This is a genomic window from Azospirillum sp. BE72, from assembly GCF_031455875.1.
Taxonomy (GTDB): domain Bacteria; phylum Pseudomonadota; class Alphaproteobacteria; order Azospirillales; family Azospirillaceae; genus Azospirillum.
Map to the genome: position 1 here is coordinate 1 of NZ_JAVDTO010000004.1, position 19,251 is coordinate 19,251.

A 19,251-nucleotide genomic window follows, 5' to 3' on the forward strand; every position below is an offset into this window, starting at 1 on the left:
CCACTAAGGCCGAAGCCTTCGTTCGACTTGCATGTGTTAGGCATGCCGCCAGCGTTCGTTCTGAGCCAGGATCAAACTCTCAGGTTCAGATCGCGACCGAAGCCACGACTGACAGGACCGCCTGAAGCGATCTCCTGAAACGTCGATACTGTTACAGTTTCTCTGCTCAAAAGATGCACAGACGATCCTCAATGTGCCGATCCCCATCAGGAACCCCGCACCCCAAGGCCGCAACGGCTACCAACTGCCGCCGCCTGCGCATCCCTTCTCACAACACGGTATTAACTTGTCAAAGAACCCGCCCGATGCAGAAACCGAAGGCCTCACCGAACCCCTGGGGTTCAGGTGACAAGCACCGGTTTGTCGGGCTTCCCGTTTCGCGGTACCAGTCGCTGCCGTTTCGGCGGCGCCGGCGTCGTTCGCGTCGGGAGGCGTCTTATATGCGGCCTCCCCCAAACCGCGCAAGCACTTTTTTCGTCAGATGGCAAAAAAGCGAAGCCGAATTGAGGGCCGCAAATTATCGGCCACCTAAGCAATGCGCAGCATTTCCCGCAGCTCCGCAATGCGCATATCGATACGGGCGCGTTCCGCCTCCAACCGTGCCAGTTCGGTTCGCTCGGCGGCAAGGTCGGGCAGCGTGACCGCGCGCAGCTGCTTCTTGAAGTTGATGATGTCCTGGCGGCGGATGTCCGGCCGGAACAGCCCCTGAGCGGCGGCTTGTTCACGCTCCTCCGGGTTCAGGAGGACCATCTCATAGACGGTCGCGTAGCTGGGCGGCAGGCTGTCGGTCGGCAGCAGTCCGTCGTCGATGGCGGCCGCAACCTTCATCAGCCGGTTGGCAGTGCTGTATCTGAAGGGAAGGTCGCGATCCACCATCGCCATGAATTCGCCATGCTCCAGCACGGTCTTGGCGTGGTTGAGATAACGGCCGATCGCCAGGAAATTCTCCTCCGCCTCGGTCCAGAGGCTGAGGATCACGTCGGCGAAATTCGCACGGGTGCGAAGTCTGCCCGGGGCCGGCCGCCGCGACAGACGCGGAGCCGGTGCCTCCGACGGAGTGAGGATGTCCGATACCTCGTCGGCGGTGACGATGCGCGGAGTCAGCTTCCTAGCCATGGATCAGGTCTTCCACGCTTGCCGCCAGTTCGGCGAAGTCGGTGCGCACATTGGCATCGTCCAACGGCAGGCCGGCGAAGGAATAGTTCTGGTAGGCGGTACGCAACGGGATTTCCGCCGGCAGCAGCGGCACCTTCAGAGCGGAGAGCTGTTCGCGGGCAAAGCCAGCGGCCTGGGCACGGCGGTTCACCTGCATCAGCACGACCGCAGCCGGGATGCGCGCCTGCGGGTCGCGGCGCTGTGCCATCTTCTGCTCCGCGATCACATGCTGATAGGTGCGGGCGGCCTCCAGCGCATCCTTGAGGTCGGGGCGCGACGGGATGAGCACCGCATTGGCGACACCGATGGAATGCACCAGCCCACGCGCCAGCACGCCGGCGACGTCGATGACGACCCAGTCCGCCCGCTGTTCGGCCTCGGTCGCTGCTTCGATGATGTCGTCCTCGTCGACAGTGGTGCAAGCGATCGGCGCCCCGGCCGCCTTGATCCACTGGGTCAGGTTGCGGTTCGGATCGATGTCCAACAGCTCTACCTTGCGGCCGGCCCGGCGCCAGTGGTCAGCGAGGCAGAGCGACAGGGTCGTCTTTCCCGGCCCGCCCTTCGTGCTGGCTGACGTGATGATCGGCATTGCTTCCCACCCTGGCTGAAGGTCAGGCCCGCAAGCTGCGCCAGAGGGGCGGCCAAAGTCAACGTACCCCATCGGCGGTAACAGCGTGCCTGACCCGGAGTGTGCCCCCCGCAGTCGGACGGTATTGTACCCAGCCTTCCCCATCGGAAGCCGCCCGACCAACTCGTTGCGGTGAAACAGATAAACTGCCGATGAGAAAAAATACGAGCCGGGCCGGCACGTGTCTTTTTCCACGCCGAAAAATAATAGCGGCACGATTTCCTGGTTTTCCCTTGCATTGCGGCTGACAAGCGCCCACATTCGGTTGGTCGAAGTTGCTCTGGGTTATGTGTTTTTCAGCTTTCAGAAGGCTGAACTTCCTGCCTTAGGTGAATTTGATGCTTGGCTCATGTTGAGCTTGGCAACCTGGGAAAGGACACTGCCCCATGGCCAACGGTACTGTTAAGTGGTTCAATTCGACCAAGGGTTTCGGTTTCATCCAGCCGGAAGACGGCTCCGATGACGTTTTCGTCCATATCTCCGCCGTCGAGCGTGCGGGGATGGGCAACCTGAACGAGGGCCAGAAGCTGTCGTTCGAATCCGTTCGCGATCCGCGCCGCGGCAAGGTTTCGGCCGAGAACCTGCGTGCGCTCTGAGCGCAGCGGAACGGTACGATCCTGATGCGATCCAGAAGGGCGGCCTCGGGCCGCCCTTTTGCTTTTCGCCCCTGCACTTTTCTCCCGGGTCCGGGACCGGAGTGGGCATGCCCCAGAAGAAAGCCGTTCCGACATCGCCCGCGGGTTCCGCCGATCCCTGGATGCGTGTCGCCCATATGGCCGGGCGGCTGGCAGCCACCGCCGGCACCGCTTGTTCCTCGAACCCGCACCCGCCCGACAGCGGCCTGGCGCGGTGCTGGTCCGCCGGCTGGGACAGCACAGGCCCCGCCCCGGCGTCACGGCAGGAAGAGCCCCGGCACAGGCTGCGGTCTCCCTCCCGGCCATTGTCCCCTCCCCCGCAACCAAAGCAGGATTGCAGCATGATCGACCTGATCGACAGACTCCCGGCCATGGCCGACGCCGACCTGACCACGCTGGCCTCCAATGCGGAGCGGCTTGCCCTCAATGGGACGCCGAAGCAGCGGACAGCGGCCGACGCCGCCCTGCCCGCCATCCGGGCGGAAGTTGCCGCACGGAAGGAGAAGCTGGCAACCCTTCCCTCCACGCGCGCGCCGCGCCGGAGCAAGAAGGTCGCGGCGACGGTAGACGCTCCCCAGTAGATGGTACACCCTCAGCCACGGGATTCTTGACCGGCGTAGCGTCTACCCCTACCCTCCCGCCCGGCTCATGTCGGGGAGGTGACGGTGAAGGGCGAGGAGTTGCGGACCTACCGCGAGGCGAAGGGGCTGTCGCAGTCCGAATTCGCCGTCTGGCTGAACGAACGGCTTCAGCGCCGCTACGACAAGCAGAAGGTCAGCCGCTGGGAGAATGATGCCGAGCGCATCCCGGCGGCGCTCGACGCGCTGATCAGGCGCGACGCGGCCGGCGTCGAGAAGCTGGGCGGCCCGGCGCTGGTCGTCGTCGTGGCGAACCAGAAGGGCGGCTGCGCCAAGACGGTGTCCGCCGTCAACATCGCCTCCGCCCTCGCCCTCCAGGGCTATGCGACGATGCTGATCGATTGCGATCCGCAGGCCAATGCCACGCAGCATCTCGGCATCGACTCCTACACGTTGGAGGCCGATGCCAAGACCCTCTACTACGTCATGCACGGCGACCTCGAATTGCGGGACATCCTGGTCACCGTCGAGGAAAGCGGACTGCGGGTCGCCCCCTCCTCCATCCGGCTGGCCGAGACGGAGGTCGAGCTGGGTAAGGAAGCCGGCGGCGACTTCATCATGAAGGAGAAGATCGCCGCGGCGAAGCGGACCTTCGACTTCATCATCATCGACACGCCGCCCAACATCGGCGAACTGACGAAGAACGCCATGGTGGCCGCCCACACCGCCATCATCCCCTGCCAGACGGAAAAGTTCAGCCTGCTGGGCATGGGCTTTCTGCTGGAGAATGTCGCCAAGATCCGGCGCCGGATGAACACCGCCCTGTCGGTTCTGGGCATCGTCCCGACGATCTACAAACAGCGCGAGCGCAACGACCGCGAGGTTCTGGAGCAGATCCAGGAGCAGTACAGTCCGCATCTGCGGGTGTTCGATCCCGTGCCGAAGGCCTCGGTCTATGCCCAGGCGACCTCGGTCGGCCGCGCCGCGGTAGAGGCGATGCCCGACGTCGCCGGTGCCGCCGTCTACCGCGACGTCGCCGCCGCCCTGGTCGAGGAACGCATCATCCGCATCAAGGAGGTCGAACGTGTCGCGTAGTCTGTTGGGGAAGGCGCAGAAATCCGCCCAGAGCGCCAACAGCACGGCCGCCGCCCGCGTTAAGGATGCGCTGTTCGGCCTCAGCCGCCATGCCCCCCATCTGGTCGAAGTGCCGGTGGACCGCATCGCTCCCAACCCGAACCAGCCGCGGCGCGAGTTCGACGAAGAGGAATTGCAGGGGCTCGCGGCCTCCATCGAACGTCATGGGCTGCAGCAGCCGATCGGCGTGCGCCAGATCGCTGACGACCGCTGGCAGCTGGTCTATGGCGAGCGGCGGCTGCGGGCGATGAGGCTGCTCGGACGGGAAACCATCTTCGGCATCCTGTTCACCGGCGACGACGACGAGGAAATCGCCATCGTCGAAAACCTGCAGCGGAGCGATCTGAACCCGCTGGAGGAATCCGACGCCCTGTTCCGTCTGGCGGAGCGGCATGGATATTCGCACCGGCAGCTTGCCGACGCGCTGGGCCGCAAGAAGACCTACGTCACCATGATGCTGTCGTTCCAGCGCCTGGCGCCGGCTATCCGTGCCGACTACGCCGCTTTGCGCCCGACCAAGTCGAAGCTGGAGGCACTGGCGGCGATCGAGGACCAGGACGAGCAGGTGCGGGCCTGGGAGAAGCTGAAGCGGTCGGATGCGGGCGCCCCGCCCTCCCCCGCAGTTGATCTTGTTTCAGCCTCGCCGGAGATGGCGGCGAAACGCGCATCGGTCAGCGCACCGGCCGGCGTGGCGTCCAGCGCGCTGCCCAAGCGTGCGGCGAAGCCGGTGTTCCAGGCGCGTGACGTGCTGAAGGAACTGCAGGAAAAGCCGCAGCGACTGTCGGAAACCGACCGTCAGGCTTTGCTGGAAATGCGGGCGGCCATCGACGCCGTACTCGAAGCCGCCACCAATTGAAGCTGGTCGGAATCCGACCACCTTGCGTGGCTTATGCAGGTGGTCGGATTCCGACCAGCAGGATCACCGCGGGGCAGGGGCGGGCAGGGTCATTCCGCCGTCCGATCCGTCATCCGCGCCCGTGCTCGCCAGCCAATGACCGATGGGCTTCTGTGGATTGTCCGACGCCTCGCTCCAACCGGGCGGGACGCCCTGCATGTCGGGCAGGCGGTGGGCGATACCCTTGTGGCAGTCGATGCAGGTGCGCTCGCCGCTGAACAGATATTGTTCGTGGATGCGCGCCGCCCGCGCCCCCTGCTTGGTGATGTCCATGGAGTCCGCGCTGTGACAGTTGCGGCATTCCAGCGAGTTGTTGGACTTCAGACGCGCCCATTCATGCTCCGCCAGTTCCCGGCGCATGGCGACGAACTTGTCGCGGGTGTCGATGGTGCCGAAGATCTTGCCCCAGACCTCCTTCGACGCCTGCATCTTGCGGGCGATCTTGTCGGTCCATTCATGCGGGACATGGCAGTCGGGGCAGGTCGCCCGCACACCAGACCGGTTGGTGAAGTGGATGGTCTGCTTCATCTCCTCATAGACGTTCGACTGCATCTCGTGGCAGCTGATGCAGAAGGCCTCGGTGTTGGTGGCCTCCAATGCGGTGTTGAAGCCGCCCCAGAAGAAAACGCCGGCCAGGAAGCCGCCCAGAGTCAGAAATCCCAGGCTGAGGGTGCGGCTGGGGCGGGAAATGGTCTGCCACGCCCGCCGCACCGAAACCGGAATGCGCGCCTTCATCGACGGTCTCCCCGGTCGGATGGCCGGCTGACCAGGGTGTCGAGGTCGGTGAAGGTGTTGGGGACGATGGGCTGCGCCGTCGTCTGCGGCACATGGCACTGCATGCAGAAATAGCGCCGTGGCGCGACGGCACCCAGCGTCTGGCCGTCACGGTCGACGTAATGGGTGATGCTGACCATCGGCGCCTGCACCGCCTCGGTGAAGCGGCGGCTGTGGCAGGTCAGGCACTGGTTGTTGTTCAGCGTAATCTGGTAATCGCGGACATTGTGCGGGATCACCGGCGGCTGTTCGGGGTAGTTGCGGGCGACCCGGCGGTCGTCGGTGACGTCGGGCGGGATCGGCGGGGTGTTGTTCTGCTCGACGAAGTTCACCGGCGGCCGGAAGGGCGAATCCAGCCGGCGCGGTTCGGCATTACCGCCGGCGCTTTGGGCCGACAGCATGGCCGGCACGAGGAAGGGGAGCACCGCCAGGGCGGCGAGGTGATGGGGACGCATGGCTCAACTCCTCCCTCAGACCGCGACGATCTTGACGGCGCACTTCTTGAAGTCGGACTGCTTGCTGATCGGGTCGGTGGCGTCCAGCGTGCACTTGTTGATCAGCCGGGCAGAGTCGAACCAGGGTACGAAGACCACGCCGCGCGGCGGCTTGTTGCGCCCGCGCGTCTCCACCCGCGTCTGCATCTCGCCGCGCCGGGACATCACCTTCACCTCCGACCCGCGGCGCAGGCCGCGCGCCTTGGCGTCGTCCGGATGCATGAAGACCAGCGCCATCGGCATCGCCTTGTACAGCTCCGGCACCCGCATCGTCATCGATCCGCTGTGCCAGTGCTCCAGCACGCGCCCCGTGACCAGCCACAGGTCGAAATCCTTGTCTGGTTCCTCGGCCGGTGGTTCGTAGGGGAAGGCAAAGATGTTGGCCTTGCCGTCCGGGTTGCCATAGAAGCGGACGTCCTCGCCCGGCTTGACGAAGGGGTCCAACCCCTCGCGGTAGCGCCAGCGCGTCTCCTTGCCGTCCACCACCGGCCATCGCAGTCCGCGCACCTGATGGTAGGTGTCGAAGGGCGCCAGATCATGGCCGTGGCCGCGGCCGAAACCGGCATATTCCTCGAACAGCCCCTTCTGGACGTAGAAGCCGAAATCCTTGGACTCGTCATTGGCGTAGTCGGCATTCACCTCCGACAGGGGGAAGCGGTCGACTTGGCCGTTGCGGAACAGCACGTCGAACAGCGTCTTGCCGCGATAGGAAGGATTGGCGTCCAGGACCTCCGCCGGCCAAACCTCGTCCGTGGTGAAGCGCTTCGAGAACTCCATCAGCTGCCAGAGATCGGATCGCGCCTCGCCCGGTGCGGTGACCAGCTGGTGCCAGAAATGGGTGCGGCGCTCGGCATTCCCGTAGGCGCCTTCTTTCTCCACCCACATGGCCGCCGGCAGGATCAGGTCGGCGGCCGAGGCGGTGACGGTGGGATAGGCGTCGGACACCACGATGAAATTCTCGGGATTGCGGTATCCGGGATAGGTCTCGTTGGCGCTGTTGGGGGCTGCCTGCAGATTGTTGTTCACCATGATCCAGTAAGCGTTGAGCTTGCCGTCCTTGAGCATGCGGTCCTGCTGGACGGCGTGGTAGCCGATCTTGGCCGGCAGCAGGTCCTTGGGCAGCTTCCATGCCTGCTCGGTGTGAGCGCGGTGGGTGGGGTTGGCGACCTGCATGTCGGCGGGCAGGCGATGGGAGAAGGTTCCGACCTCTCGCGCGGTGCCGCAGGCGGACGGCTGGCCGGTCAGCGAGAAGGGGCTGTTGCCGGGCTCGGAGATTTTCCCGGTCAGCAGATGGACATTGTAGACCATGTGGTTCACCCACACGCCGCGGACATGCTGGTTGAACCCCATGGTCCACAGCGACATGACCTTGGTCTTCGGGTCGGCATACATCTCGGCCAGCGCCAGCAGCCTTTCCTTCGGCACCTTAGTCAGCTCGGCGGTGTAGTCCAGCGTGTAGGTGCTGACGAACTTGGCGAAGGCGTCGAAGTCGATGGGTTTGGAATCCGCCGGGTCCTTGGCGTTCGCCGCCCGCACCTCCAGCACGCTTTCCGGGCGGAGGCCATAGCCGATGTCCTTTTGCCCCAGGCGGAAGTTGCAGTGCTTCTCGATGAACTCCTTATTCACCCGGTTGGTCTGGATGATGTGGTTGGCGATATAGTTCAGGATCGCCAGATCGGTTCCCGGCTCGAAGATCATCGGGATGTCGGCCAGCTCGAAGCTGCGGTGCTCGAAGGTCGACAGCACCGCCACCTTCACATGGCTGTGCGCCAGCCGGCGATCGGTGATGCGCGTCCACAGGATGGGGTGCATCTCCGCCATGTTGGAGCCCCAGAGGACGAAGGCGTCGGCATGTTCGAAATCGTCGTAGCAGCCCATCGGCTCGTCCATGCCGAAGGTGCGGATGAAGGCGACGGCGGCCGACGCCATGCAGTGGCGGGCGTTGGGGTCCAGGTTGTTGGTGCGGAAACCGGCGCGCATCAGCTTGGACGCCGCATAGCCCTCCCAGATCGTCCATTGGCCGGACCCGAACATGCCGACCGCATCCGGCCCCTTGGCCTTCAGCACGCGCTTCCACTGGCTGGCCATCTCGTCGAAGGCCCGGTCCCAGGAAACCGGCTGGAACTCGCCGTCCTTATGATACTTGCCGTCGCGCATGCGCAGCAGCGGCTGGGTCAGGCGGTCCTGGCCATACATGATCTTGGACAGGAAATAGCCCTTCACGCAGTTCAGGCCGCGGTTCACCTCCGCCTGCATGTCGCCGTGGGTGGCGACGACGCGGTTGTCCTTGGTCGCGACCATCACGCCGCAGCCGGTGCCGCAGAAGCGGCAGGGCGCCTTCGACCATTTCAGCGCCGTGTCCTCGCCCGCAACCATCGAACTCTGGGCGGCGGCCGGCAGGCTGATGCCGCCTGCGGCAGCGGCGGCGGCCACCGCCTGGGCCTTGATGAAATCGCGACGGTCCAACATGGGCGTTCCCCCTTTTCTTCTGGCATTCGGTTCAGGCGGGCAGGGCAGGGCGGATCAGGGTTCGGAAGGCACAACGCCCTCCCCATGGTCGACGTGGTGGAAGACCATGACCGCGGAGAACACGCCGTCCATCAGATGCAGCGCGGTCATGCGGTCGGCGATCCAGCCCTCATGCGGTCCTTCGACGGTGACCACCATCTTGCCGGGCTGTTCGATGTGAAGCTCCGTCCCGGGCATGGCCGCGATCGCCGCGCGGACCGTCGGCTGGCGGTCGTGGCGCACATGCAGCAGCAGCGAGGCGATGTGGAGTTCGCCGGCGGGCGCCAATCCAGTGGTGTCATCGAACGGCATGGGCTGGGCTCCCGGTCTGGTGGTCGAGGGTCACGGCACCGGCCGGACAGGCGGCGACGCAGGCGCCGCAGCCGGTGCAGGCAGCATCGTCGATGCGCGCATGGGCGGCCCCGCCCGCGGCGGGGAGGAAGCGGATGGCACCTTCCGGACAGGCGTCCTGGCAGCTGCGGCACACCACCCGCCGCACCGCCAGACAATCGTCCGTGACGGTCGCGCGTAGCGCCCAGGGTGCGGCGGTCCGATCGAAGATCGGCTCGGCACAGGCATCGGCGCAGGCGCCGCAGAAGCTGCATTCGCCGCGCGTGAAGTCGACTTCCGGATAGCCGCCGTCGCCTGGACGCAGGATCGCTTCCGGGCAGGCGTCGGCACAGGCGCCGCAGCGGGTGCAGAGCGCGGCGATGTAATCGGGACGCGACCATGGAGGATGGATCGGTGCAGGGCCGGTTGCCGGACGGCCCCGCAGGAAGCTCCGCCGTCCCCTGTCGATGGCATCGGCGGCCATGGGGGTGGCCTCCGTCAAACCGGCGGCGGACCGGGCGGACCCAGGATCATCTGCGACATCCAGACGGCGAAGCCATAGCCGCCGACGACAGCGATCGACAGCACCGGCCAGATGAACACGGCCAGCAGCAGGAACATCGCGATCTCGCGCCTGCGAACCCCCGGATCGACCGGCGGAACTGGTTCCGGCGAAAGGCGGGGATCGACAGAGTTGGAAGCATCGGTGCGGCGGGCTGGGCTGGGCTGTCGGGCTGCGCTCATGGAATGCGGCCTTCCGCTTTATCTCGGGCTGACCATTCCAACCGCAAATTGCCGGAAACGTCTCGCAATGGCGCCTTGCCCCTATGAGGTATGCCATCGGAGAGTCGGCAACTTCCTCTCGCGCCTGCGGAAAAGGCACTCCCCCCCAACTCACACTTTCCCTCAAAAGCTGTTGATCTGGCGCAATTCGCACAGCGGTCCGCCAAACTCTTGACCGCGGTCAAGAACTCCTCCGCCACCGCGCGCTTTCATGCCTCCCGAGACACCAATGCCAAGGGGCGAAAGCCGGAGGATGGCCGTCGTGAGGTTCGCGCGCTTACAACGTCGGGTGGGATCGGCCCTTGGATCGGCCATTATCGCCGTCCTTCTGCTGCTGACCGGCATCGCCGCGGCGCATGCCGCCGACAGCGGCCGGCTGCTGCCCTATCTGGCGAAGCTCCAGCCCGCCGACCTCGTTCCCGGCGCCGACCGCTTCGGCGCACCGGCCGCCAACGCCCCCACCGTCCCCGTCTACAAGGGCGATGCCGTGGTCGGCCATGCCTATCTCACCTCCGACTTCGTCAACACCACCGGCTATTCGGGCCGGCCCATCGACGTTGTGGTCGGGCTGACGCCGGACGGCACGGTGACGGGCGCGCGGCTGATGGACCATCACGAGCCCATCGTGCTGATCGGCATTCCGCCAGCCCGCATCAACGGCTTCATCGACGGGTATGTCGGCAAGAACGTGCTGGCGCTCGCCACCCAGAGCGCCGCCAGCCCGCCGGTGGACATCGTGTCGGGCGCCACCGTGACGGTGATGGTCATCGGCGATTCGATCATCCGCTCGGGCAAGAAGGTGATGACCGCCCTCGGCAAGACCGTGGCGGAGGCGGCCCCCACGGTGACGAAGACCATCGACCTGTCGAAAGACGCGGTGGAGGACTGGGCGACCCTGATCGGCGACGGCTCGGTCCGCCGCCTGACGCTGACGGTGGGGGAGGTGAACGCCGCCTTCGAGCGCACCGGCAAGGCCGAAGCCATCGCCCGCGCCGAACCCGGCAATTCCGACGACACCTTCATCGACCTCTACGCCGCCCTGGTGACCATCCCCTCCATCGGCCGCTCGCTGCTGGGCGATGCGGAGTACGAGGCGCTGACCAAGCGGCTGAAGCCGGGCCAGCAGGCGGTGTGGGTGGCGGGGCAGGGGCGCTATTCCTTCAAGGGCTCGGGCTATGTCCGCGGCGGCATCTTCGACCGGGTCGAGATGGTGCAGCATGAGGGCTCCATCCGCTTCCGCGACAAGATGCACAAGCGCATGGGCAGCACCGCCGCGGCCGGCGCCCCCGATTTCCCGGAAATCGGCCTGTTCATCCTGCCGGAAGGCACCGAGTTCAATCCGGCCGAGCCGTGGCGCCTGCAGCTTCTGGTGCAGCGGGCCGTCGCAGCACTGGACAAGGTGTTCGTCACCTTCGACCTTGGCTACCAGCCGCCCGACAAATACCTGAAGACCGAAAAGCCGGCCGCCGCGGCTACCGCCATTCCCGACCAGTCCGCCAGCCACAGCGCCGCCATCCAGGCCGCCGGCGCCGAGGCGGCGGAGGACGCCGCCGAAACGCCGCTGTGGCAGCGCATCTGGCAGAACCGGCGGGTCGACATCGCGATCCTGTCCGCCGCCATCCTGCTGCTGACCGGCATCTTCTTCTTCCAAGACCAGCTGACGAAGCGCCCGGCGCTGTATGAGCGGGTGCGGACGGCCTATCTCGTCTTCACGCTGGTCTGGCTCGGCTGGTACGCCACGGCGCAGCTGTCGGTGGTCAATGTCCTGACCTTCGCCAACGCCCTGCGCACCGATTTCCGCTGGGACTATTTCATGATGGACCCGCTGGTGTTCATCCTGTGGTTCTCGGTGGCGGCGTCTCTGCTGTTCTGGGGCCGGGGCGCCTTCTGCGGCTGGCTCTGCCCGTTCGGCGCGCTGCAGGAACTGGCGTCGAAGGCGGCAAAAAGGATCGGCATCCGCCAGATCACCGTGCCCTTCGCCCTGCACCAGCGCCTGTGGCCGATCAAGTACATCATCTTCCTGCTGCTGTTCGGCTTTTCGCTGCAATCGCTGGCGACGGCGGAGAAGGCGGCGGAGATCGAACCGTTCAAGACGGCCATCATCCTGCATTTCATCCGCGACTGGTGGTTCGTGGCATTCGCCGTGGCCCTGCTGGCCGCCGGTCTGGTCATCGAGCGCTTCTTCTGCCGCTATCTCTGCCCGCTGGGCGCGGCGCTGGCGATCCCCGGCCGGCTGCGGATGTTCGACTGGCTGCGCCGCTACAAGGAATGCGGCAGCCCGTGCCAGCGCTGCGGCAACGAATGCCCGGTGCAGGCCATCCATCCAGACGGCACGATCAACCCCAACGAATGCATCCAGTGCCTGCACTGCCAGATGCTCTACCACCACGACCACAAATGCCCGGTCATGATCCAGAAGCGGCAGAAGCGCGAGAAGTGGCAGGCGGCCGAGGCCAAGGCTGCGGCGGAGAAGGAAGCCGCCAATCCCGCCGCCGCCCAATCTGCCGCCCGAACCGCCGTTGCCACCGCCGATCCGGCCACCGGCCGGCTGACGCTGCGGCCCCACGGGCCCTGACCGCCATCCCCTCCTCATTCCCATAACCGGACCCGGTCGCAACGGGTCTTATGACAGCCCCGAAGCGGGGTCAGCGAAGGAGCAGACCATGTCGAACGAGACGAACAACACGGCAGGCGTCAACCGCCGTGCCCTTCTGGGCGGAACGGCGAAGGCGGCGGCGCTCGCCGGCCTGACCGGTGCCGTGGGCGGTGCCGCCGCCGGCGGCATTGCCGGGAACGCGCTGTTCGGCGCCTCCGCTGCCCTGGCGGCGACCCCGCAGGCCGGCCACCAGAGCGTCGAGGTGAAGCCCGGCGATCTCGACGAATATTACGTCTTCCATTCCGGCGGCCATTCCGGCGAGGTCCGCATCATGGGCCTGCCGTCGATGCGCGAACTGATGCGCATTCCGGTGTTCAACCGCTGCTCCGCCACCGGCTGGGGCCTGACCAACGAGAGCCGGAAGATCCTCACCGCCAACCTGACGGAAGAGACCAAGGCCTTCCTGTCCAAGCGCGGCGGCGAGTACCTGAACGGCGACCTGCACCACCCGCACATGTCCTTCACCGACGGGACCTATGACGGGCGCTACATCTTCGCCAACGACAAGGCGAACAGCCGGGTGACGCGCATCCGCTGCGACATCATGAAGCCGGACGTCATCCTCGAGATCCCCAACGCCTCGGCGATCCACGGCCTGCGCCTGCAGAAGTATCCGCGCACCGGCTATGTCTTCTGCAACGGCGAGCAGCGCGTGCCGACGCCGAACGATGGCAAGATCCTGGACGAGCCGAAGAAGTACCGGTCGCACTTCACCGCCATCGACGGCGATTCGATGAAGATCGCCTGGCAGGTGTGGGTCGACGGCAACCTGGACAACACCGACGCCGACTATCAGGGTAAATACGTCTTCTCGACCTGCTACAACTCCGAGGAAGGGGTGACGACGGCCGAGATGACGGCCAACGAGCAGGATTGGCTGGTCGTCTTCAACATCAAGCGCATCGAAGAGGCGGTGAAGGCCGGCAAGGTGGAGGTCATCAACGGCGTGCCGATCGTCGACGGCCGCCACGGCAGCGCCTACACCCGCTACATCCCGATCCCCAACAGCCCGCACGGCGTCAACACCGCCCCAGACGGCATCCACGTCACCGTGAACGGCAAGCTGTCGCCGACCGTCTCGGTCATGGACGTGCGCAAGCTGGACGAGCTGTTCGAGGACAAGATCAAGCCGCGCGACGTGATCGTCGCCGAACCGCAGGTCGGCCTCGGCCCGCTCCACACCGCCTATGACGGTCGCGGCAACGCCTACACCACCCTGTTCCTCGACAGCCAGGTGGTGAAGTGGAACATCGACAAGGCCAAGCGCGCCTTCAAGGGCGAAAAGGTCGATCCCATCGTCCAGAAGCTGGACGTGCATTACCAGCCGGGCCACCTGCATTCCTCCATGGGCCAGACCAAGGAGGCCGACGGCAAGTGGCTGATCGTGCTGAACAAGTTCTCCAAGGACCGTTTCCTCAACGTCGGTCCGATGAAGCCGGAGAACGACCAGCTGATCGACATCTCCGGCGACGAGATGAAGCTGGTGCATGACGGCCCCACCTTCGCCGAGCCGCACGACACGCTGATCGTCCACCGCTCCAAGGTCAACCCGAAGAGCATCTACACCCGCGACGACAAGATGTGGGAAGACGCCCGCATCCAGGCGAAGAAGGACGGGGTGGACCTGGACAACGACACCAAGGTGATCCGCGACGGCAACAAGGTCCGCGTCTACATGTGGAGCCGCGCCCCGGCCTTCGGCATCGAGGAGTTCACGGTGAAGCAGGGTGACGAGGTGACGGTCTACATCTCCAACATGGACGATGTGGACGACCTGACCCACGGCTTCACCATGACCAACCACGGCGTCTGCATGGAGATCAGCCCGCAGCAGACCGCGTCGGTCACCTTCACCGCCGACCGTCCGGGCGTGCACTGGTACTATTGCCAGTGGTTCTGCCACGCCCTGCACATGGAGATGGGCGGCCGCATGTTGGTCGAGCCGCGTTCGACCTGATCGGGGTTCAGTACCTATCCCTCGCGGAAGATTTCCCTCTCCCCCCGGGGAGAGGGGATCCGCCCCAAACAGGACCCTCCCCATGCTCCTCCGCACGGCGACCATCCTCGGCACGGTTCTGCTCGGCTCCCCCGCGCTGGCCGCCACCATCACGGTGGCTCCGGGCGAGCTGACCGCCGCCATCGCCGCAGCGAGCCCCGGCGACACGCTGCGGCTCGCCGCCGGCCGGCACAGCGGCCCGGTGAAGGTCGACAAGCCGCTGACCCTGGAAGGCGAACCCGGCGCCGTGCTGGACGGGGAAGGGAAGGGCAGCGTCGTCACCGTCACCGCCCCCGACGTCACGATCCGCGGGCTGGAGCTGCGCGACACCGGCACCAGCCTGTTCGATCAGCATTCCGGCATCTTCCTGAGCAAGACCGCCAAGCGGGCGGTGGTGGAGGACAACCGGCTGCGCGACACGCTGATCGGCATCTATGTCTGGGGGGCCGACGACAGCCTCGTCCGCCGCAACGACGTCACCGGCCGCACTGACCTGCGCGTGTCGGAGCGCGGCAACGGCATCCAGATCTGGAACGCGCCAGGCACCCGCGTGCTCGACAACAGCGTGCGCGACGCCCGCGACGGCATCTTCACCACCACCTCGCGCAAGAACCTGTTCGCCGGCAACCGGTTCGAACGGGTCCGCTTCGCCGTCCACTACATGTACACCAACGACTCCGAGGTGTCGGGCAACGTCTCGATCGGCAGCAGCGTCGGCTACGCCATCATGTATTCCAACAATCTGGTGGTGAAGGACAACCGATCGGTCGCCGACCGGGAGCACGGCTTCCTGCTGAACGCCGCCAACAGCGCGCAGTTCACGAACAACAGCGTCGCCGGCCGCTTCGCCGGCGCCGTGTCCGACAGCGGCGAGGCGCTGGCCGACAACGACATCCCCCATGACAGCGAAGCGATGGACGGCCGGCTGCGCAGCGGCACCTGGAAATGCGTCTTCATCTACAACGCCAACAAGAACCGCTTTGCCGGCAACAGGTTCGAGGGCTGCGAGATCGGCGTTCATTTCACCGCCGGGTCGGAGCGCAACAGCATGACCGGCAACGCCTTCATCGGCAACCGCACCCAGGTGAAGTATGTCGGCACCCGCTTCCTCGACTGGTCGGAGAAGGGGCGGGGCAACTACTGGTCCGACAATGCCGCCTTCGACCTGAACGGCGACGGCATCTCCGACGAGCCCTATCGCCCCAACGACGTGGTCGACCGCGTGATGTGGGCCTATCCGGCGGCCAAGCTGCTGATGAACAGCCCCGGCGTCCAAGTGATCCGCTGGGCGCAGAAGCAGTTCCCGGCCCTGCATCCCGGCGGCGTGATCGACAGCGCCCCGCTGATGGCGCCTCCCTCCATGCCCACACCCGTTCAATCCGCCGAAAGGAAACAGCCATGACCGACTTCACCGCAGAGGTGCGGGGCGTCACCAAGCGCTATGGCGAGACCGAGGCGGTGCGCGGTGTGGACCTGACGCTGGCGCCCGGCGAATGTGTTGCGATGGTCGGCCACAACGGCGCCGGCAAAAGCTCTCTCATCAAGCTGATGCTCGGCCTGACCACCCCAACGGCGGGCAGCATCCGCGTGCTGGGCGGCGATCCGGCCAGCGCCGCCTGCTCCCCCATCCGCCGCCAGATCGGCTTCCTGCCGGAAAACGTCGCCTTCCACCCCAACATGACCGGGCGGGAGACGCTGGACTTCTACGCCCGGCTGAAAGGCGCATCGCGCCGCGACAACGACGCGCTGTTCGAGAAAGTCGGGCTGGAGCCCGCCGCGATCAGGCGCCGCGTCTCCACCTATTCCAAGGGCATGCGTCAGCGCCTGGCATTGGCCCAGGCCCTGCTCGGCGGCCCGAAGCTGCTGTTCCTGGACGAGCCCACCACCGGCCTCGACCCGGCGCTGCGCCAGAGCTTCTATGCCATCGTCGCCGAGCTGCGCGACCAGGGCACCACTGTCCTGCTGTGCAGCCACGCCCTGACCGAGCTGGAGGGGCAGGCCGACCGCGTGGTGGTGATGAGCCGGGGCCGCAAGGTCGCCGACGGCTCGCTCGCCACCCTGCGCAGCCTCGCCCAACTGCCGGTCCGCATCCGCCTGACCCTGCCCGGCGACGACATCGACGCGCTCGCTGCGCGGGTAGGGCAGGGAGCCGCGCTGACCCGTCTGGCCGGCGGGGTGGTGGAGCTGGCCTGCGCCAACGACGACAAGATCGATCTGGTGCGCCGCATCGCCTGCGACGGCCCCGCTGTCGAAGATATCGAGATCGTCCAGCCCAGCCTGGACGAGATGTACGCCCACTTCCTGCGCCGGGAGGCTGCGGAATGAACACGCTACTCATCATCGCCGGCAAGGAACTGCGCGAGGCGACGCGCAACCGCTGGGTCGTCGCCACCACCCTGCTGATGGCGGCGCTCGCCCTGACGCTGAGCTTCCTCGGCTCCGCCCCCACCGGCACGGTCGGCGTCGGCCCGGTGGAGGTCACCATCGTCAGCCTGTCCAGCCTGACCATCTTCCTGCTGCCGCTGATCGCGCTGCTGCTGTCCTTCGACGCGGTGGTGGGCGAGATCGACCGCGGCACCATGACCCTGCTGCTGTCCTATCCGGTGGCGCGCTGGCAATTGCTGCTCGGCAAGTTCCTGGGTCATGCCGCGGTGATCGCGCTGGCCACCGTCGTCGGCTACGGCGCCGCCGGAGTGGCGATGGCGATGGGCAACACCGCCATCGCCACCGAAAGCTGGCGCGCCTTCGCCTCGATGATCGGGTCCAGCGTGATGCTGGGCGCCGCCTTCACCGCGCTCGGCTATCTCGCCTCCACCATCGTGCGCGACCGCGGCACGGCGGCCGGCATCGCGGTGGCGGTGTGGCTCTGCTTCGTCCTGCTCTACGACATGGCCCTGCTCGGCCTGCTGGTCGGCGGCAGCGGCATCGGGGTGGAGGCGCTGAACTGGCTGCTGCTCGCCAACCCGGCCGACGCCTACCGCCTGTTCAACCTGACCGGCTTCAAGGGCGTCAGCGCCTTCGCCGGCACCGCCGGCCTCGCCGCCCATGTCCAGCTGTCCGTCCCGCTGCTGCTGGCGGTGATGGCCGGCTGGATCGCCGCCCCGCTGGCGCTGGCCGCCGCCCTCTTTTCGAGGAAGCAGATCTGATGCGCACCATCCCCATCCTCCTCGCCGCCGCCCTGCTGCTGTCGCTGTCCGCCTGCAAGCAGGAGAGGGCGGAGGTCGCCCCGCCGCCGCCCGTGACCCTGACCGCCGACGCGATCGGCCATTACTGCGGCATGAACCTCGCCGACCATCCCGGTCCCAAGGGCCAGATTTTGGTCAAGGGGCAGCAGCGGCCGATCTGGCTGTCGTCGGTGCGCGACACCTTCGCCTTCACCATGCTGCCGGAGGAACCGAAGGAGATCAGCGCCATCTACGTCACCGACGTCGGCAGGGCCAAGGATCCCACCGCCCCCGACCTGACCGTCTGGGTCGAGGCCCGCAAGGCCTGGTACGTGCTGGGCAGCAAGCTTCGCGGCGGCATGGGCGATGCGGAGCCCTATCCCTTCGCCGAGGAATCCGCCGCCCGCGCCTTCGCCGCCGCCAACGGCGGCACGGTGCAGCGCTTCGCCGAGGTGCATGAGGACCAGATCCTCACCCCGCCGGCCGGCCCCGTCGCCGAGGGAGGCCACTGATGGCCGCAGCATTCACCAGACGCCGCTTTCTCGGCATCGGTGCGACCGCTGCCGGCCTGTCGCTGCTGCCCCACCGGCTGCTGCGCGCCGAGGGCGTCCCCGTCCGGGTCTGGCGCGGCGTGGCGCTGGGCGCCGACGCCAGCCTGACCATCGCCCATCCCGACCCCGCCGAGGCCGACCGCCTGATCGCGCTCAGCCTTGAGGAAGTCGCCCGGCTGGAGCGCGTCTTCAGCCTCTACCGCGCCGATTCCGCGCTCCGCCGTCTCAACCGTGATGGCCGGCTGGAGGCGCCGCCGACCGACCTCGTCCGCCTTCTGGCCCAGGCCGCCGCCTTCGGCCGCGACACCGGCGGCGCCTTCGACCCCACGGTGCAGCCGCTGTGGCAGCTCTATGCCGGCCATTTCACCCGGCCCGGCGCCGACCCCGCCGGCCCGCCGGACGCCGTGATCCGCGCCGCCCGCGCGCTCGTCGATGTCCGGGCGCTGCGCGTGGAGCCCGACCTCATCACCTTCGGTGCCAAGGGCATGGCGGTAACGCTGAACGGCATCGCCCAGGGCTACATCACCGACCGTGTTACCGAACGGCTGAAGGCCGAGGGCATGGACCGCGTGCTGGTCGACATGGGCGAGTTGCGGGCACTCGGCCATCACCCCTCCGGCCGCCCCTGGACCGTCGGGCTGGCCGATCCGGCCGACCCCGACCGGACGGTCGAGACGCTGGAGCTTGCCGACGGCGCACTGGCAACCACCGGCGGCTACGGCACCCGCTTCGATTCCGCCGGCCGCTTCACCCACCTGTTCGACCCCGCGAGCGGCGCTTGCGCCGCCCATTGGCAGGCGGTTACGGTACAGGCACCGGACGCCACGACGGCCGATGCCCTGTCGACCGCGCTTTCGGTGGTGCCGGAGGATCGGGTGCCTGCCATCCTCGCAGCCCATCCCGGCGTCATCGCCCGCTTCACCCACCCCGACGGCCGCATCCTGCGGTTGCCTGCTTGAGAGATCGGATC

The 19,251-nt window shown here is 66.7% G+C and carries 19 protein-coding genes and 1 rRNA gene; 11 read left to right on the forward strand and 9 right to left on the reverse strand.

Features of this window, described 5'->3' with window-relative positions; all coding sequences use genetic code 11:
* The 3 genes from J2Y49_RS14380 to J2Y49_RS14390 all read right to left on the reverse strand — a co-directional run.
* A 16S ribosomal RNA gene (locus J2Y49_RS14380) occupies positions 1-87 on the reverse strand; the annotation flags it as partial.
* A 441-nt stretch (positions 88-528) separates the two neighbouring features.
* On the reverse strand, positions 529-1,116 hold the full coding sequence (locus tag J2Y49_RS14385) for a DUF3102 domain-containing protein (protein ID WP_310115532.1): 588 nt from the start codon (positions 1,114-1,116) through the stop codon (positions 529-531).
* A complete protein-coding gene (locus J2Y49_RS14390; RefSeq protein ID WP_310115533.1) occupies positions 1,109-1,744 on the reverse strand; it encodes a ParA family protein in 636 nt (211 codons plus the stop codon). The genes J2Y49_RS14385 and J2Y49_RS14390 overlap by 8 nt, the downstream gene beginning before the upstream one ends.
* A gap of 425 nt (positions 1,745-2,169) precedes the next feature.
* On the opposite strand from J2Y49_RS14390, the gene J2Y49_RS14395 reads away from it, so the two are divergent.
* From J2Y49_RS14395 to J2Y49_RS14410, 4 genes are all read left to right on the forward strand, one after another.
* Positions 2,170-2,379: a cold-shock protein gene (locus tag J2Y49_RS14395; RefSeq protein WP_014189265.1), complete on the forward strand. Its 210-nt coding sequence runs from the start codon at positions 2,170-2,172 to the stop codon at positions 2,377-2,379.
* A 380-nt stretch (positions 2,380-2,759) separates the two neighbouring features.
* Complete coding sequence (locus tag J2Y49_RS14400; protein ID WP_310115534.1) at positions 2,760-2,999, forward strand: hypothetical protein; 240 nt, start codon at positions 2,760-2,762, stop codon at positions 2,997-2,999.
* A 78-nt stretch (positions 3,000-3,077) separates the two neighbouring features.
* On the forward strand, positions 3,078-4,091 hold the full coding sequence (locus J2Y49_RS14405) for an AAA family ATPase (RefSeq protein ID WP_310115535.1): 1,014 nt from the start codon (positions 3,078-3,080) through the stop codon (positions 4,089-4,091).
* Positions 4,081-4,986, forward strand: coding sequence for a ParB/RepB/Spo0J family partition protein (locus J2Y49_RS14410; protein ID WP_310115537.1), 906 nt, complete (start codon positions 4,081-4,083; stop codon positions 4,984-4,986). The genes J2Y49_RS14405 and J2Y49_RS14410 overlap by 11 nt, the downstream gene beginning before the upstream one ends.
* Positions 4,987-5,049: 63 nt before the next feature.
* Here J2Y49_RS14410 and J2Y49_RS14415 read toward each other — a convergent pair whose 3' ends face one another.
* From J2Y49_RS14415 to napE, 6 genes are read right to left on the reverse strand one after another with little or no spacing between them, the layout of a single operon-like run.
* Positions 5,050-5,760 (reverse strand): cytochrome c3 family protein, encoded by a 711-nt coding sequence (locus J2Y49_RS14415; protein ID WP_310115538.1) that lies wholly within the window; start codon positions 5,758-5,760, stop codon positions 5,050-5,052.
* A complete protein-coding gene (locus J2Y49_RS14420; protein WP_310115539.1) occupies positions 5,757-6,254 on the reverse strand; it encodes a nitrate reductase cytochrome c-type subunit in 498 nt (165 codons plus the stop codon). Before J2Y49_RS14420 ends, J2Y49_RS14415 begins: the two co-directional genes overlap by 4 nt.
* Positions 6,255-6,269: 15 nt before the next feature.
* On the reverse strand, positions 6,270-8,762 hold the full coding sequence (gene napA, locus J2Y49_RS14425) for a periplasmic nitrate reductase subunit alpha (protein WP_310115540.1): 2,493 nt from the start codon (positions 8,760-8,762) through the stop codon (positions 6,270-6,272).
* 54 nt (positions 8,763-8,816) lie between these two features.
* Positions 8,817-9,113 carry a chaperone NapD gene (locus tag J2Y49_RS14430; protein WP_310115541.1) on the reverse strand — a complete coding sequence of 99 codons (297 nt, stop codon included), beginning with the start codon at positions 9,111-9,113 and terminating at the stop codon, positions 8,817-8,819.
* Entirely contained in the window at positions 9,100-9,615 is a 516-nt protein-coding gene (gene napF / locus J2Y49_RS14435; protein ID WP_310115542.1) for a ferredoxin-type protein NapF, read from the reverse strand. The genes J2Y49_RS14430 and napF overlap by 14 nt, the downstream gene beginning before the upstream one ends.
* Positions 9,616-9,629: 14 nt before the next feature.
* Positions 9,630-9,875 carry a periplasmic nitrate reductase, NapE protein gene (gene napE, locus J2Y49_RS14440; protein WP_310115543.1) on the reverse strand — a complete coding sequence of 82 codons (246 nt, stop codon included), beginning with the start codon at positions 9,873-9,875 and terminating at the stop codon, positions 9,630-9,632.
* Positions 9,876-10,167: 292 nt separating this feature from the next.
* Between napE and J2Y49_RS14445 the strand changes: the two genes are divergently transcribed.
* From J2Y49_RS14445 to J2Y49_RS14475, 7 genes are all read left to right on the forward strand, one after another.
* Positions 10,168-12,489: a 4Fe-4S binding protein gene (locus tag J2Y49_RS14445; protein ID WP_310115544.1), complete on the forward strand. Its 2,322-nt coding sequence runs from the start codon at positions 10,168-10,170 to the stop codon at positions 12,487-12,489.
* 88 nt (positions 12,490-12,577) lie between these two features.
* Positions 12,578-14,527, forward strand: coding sequence for a TAT-dependent nitrous-oxide reductase (nosZ, locus tag J2Y49_RS14450; RefSeq protein ID WP_310115545.1), 1,950 nt, complete (start codon positions 12,578-12,580; stop codon positions 14,525-14,527).
* An 82-nt stretch (positions 14,528-14,609) separates the two neighbouring features.
* On the forward strand, positions 14,610-15,968 hold the full coding sequence (locus J2Y49_RS14455) for a nitrous oxide reductase family maturation protein NosD (RefSeq protein ID WP_310115546.1): 1,359 nt from the start codon (positions 14,610-14,612) through the stop codon (positions 15,966-15,968).
* Entirely contained in the window at positions 15,965-16,891 is a 927-nt protein-coding gene (locus tag J2Y49_RS14460; protein ID WP_310115547.1) for an ABC transporter ATP-binding protein, read from the forward strand. Before J2Y49_RS14455 ends, J2Y49_RS14460 begins: the two co-directional genes overlap by 4 nt.
* Positions 16,888-17,712 carry an ABC transporter permease subunit gene (locus J2Y49_RS14465; RefSeq protein ID WP_310115548.1) on the forward strand — a complete coding sequence of 275 codons (825 nt, stop codon included), beginning with the start codon at positions 16,888-16,890 and terminating at the stop codon, positions 17,710-17,712. Before J2Y49_RS14460 ends, J2Y49_RS14465 begins: the two co-directional genes overlap by 4 nt.
* A complete protein-coding gene (locus J2Y49_RS14470; protein ID WP_310115549.1) occupies positions 17,712-18,242 on the forward strand; it encodes a nitrous oxide reductase accessory protein NosL in 531 nt (176 codons plus the stop codon). Before J2Y49_RS14465 ends, J2Y49_RS14470 begins: the two co-directional genes overlap by 1 nt.
* The gene (locus J2Y49_RS14475) at positions 18,242-19,240 is read left to right on the forward strand and encodes an FAD:protein FMN transferase (RefSeq protein ID WP_310115550.1); all 999 of its coding nucleotides are present in this window, start codon (positions 18,242-18,244) and stop codon (positions 19,238-19,240) included. Before J2Y49_RS14470 ends, J2Y49_RS14475 begins: the two co-directional genes overlap by 1 nt.
* Positions 19,241-19,251 lie beyond the last annotated feature (11 nt).

Coding starts and splice junctions, on each gene's coding strand:
- J2Y49_RS14385 (WP_310115532.1), bottom strand. CDS start 1,116: ATGGCTAGGAAGCTGACTCCGCGCATCGTCACCGCCGACGAGGTATCG.
- J2Y49_RS14390 (WP_310115533.1), bottom strand. CDS start 1,744: ATGCCGATCATCACGTCAGCCAGCACGAAGGGCGGGCCGGGAAAGACG.
- J2Y49_RS14395 (WP_014189265.1), top strand. CDS start 2,170: ATGGCCAACGGTACTGTTAAGTGGTTCAATTCGACCAAGGGTTTCGGT.
- J2Y49_RS14400 (WP_310115534.1), top strand. CDS start 2,760: ATGATCGACCTGATCGACAGACTCCCGGCCATGGCCGACGCCGACCTG.
- J2Y49_RS14415 (WP_310115538.1), bottom strand. CDS start 5,760: ATGAAGGCGCGCATTCCGGTTTCGGTGCGGCGGGCGTGGCAGACCATT.
- J2Y49_RS14420 (WP_310115539.1), bottom strand. CDS start 6,254: ATGCGTCCCCATCACCTCGCCGCCCTGGCGGTGCTCCCCTTCCTCGTG.
- napA (WP_310115540.1), bottom strand. CDS start 8,762: ATGTTGGACCGTCGCGATTTCATCAAGGCCCAGGCGGTGGCCGCCGCC.
- J2Y49_RS14430 (WP_310115541.1), bottom strand. CDS start 9,113: ATGCCGTTCGATGACACCACTGGATTGGCGCCCGCCGGCGAACTCCAC.
- napF (WP_310115542.1), bottom strand. CDS start 9,615: ATGGCCGCCGATGCCATCGACAGGGGACGGCGGAGCTTCCTGCGGGGC.
- napE (WP_310115543.1), bottom strand. CDS start 9,875: ATGAGCGCAGCCCGACAGCCCAGCCCAGCCCGCCGCACCGATGCTTCC.
- J2Y49_RS14445 (WP_310115544.1), top strand. CDS start 10,168: ATGGCCGTCGTGAGGTTCGCGCGCTTACAACGTCGGGTGGGATCGGCC.
- nosZ (WP_310115545.1), top strand. CDS start 12,578: ATGTCGAACGAGACGAACAACACGGCAGGCGTCAACCGCCGTGCCCTT.
- J2Y49_RS14455 (WP_310115546.1), top strand. CDS start 14,610: ATGCTCCTCCGCACGGCGACCATCCTCGGCACGGTTCTGCTCGGCTCC.
- J2Y49_RS14460 (WP_310115547.1), top strand. CDS start 15,965: ATGACCGACTTCACCGCAGAGGTGCGGGGCGTCACCAAGCGCTATGGC.
- J2Y49_RS14465 (WP_310115548.1), top strand. CDS start 16,888: ATGAACACGCTACTCATCATCGCCGGCAAGGAACTGCGCGAGGCGACG.
- J2Y49_RS14470 (WP_310115549.1), top strand. CDS start 17,712: ATGCGCACCATCCCCATCCTCCTCGCCGCCGCCCTGCTGCTGTCGCTG.
- J2Y49_RS14475 (WP_310115550.1), top strand. CDS start 18,242: ATGGCCGCAGCATTCACCAGACGCCGCTTTCTCGGCATCGGTGCGACC.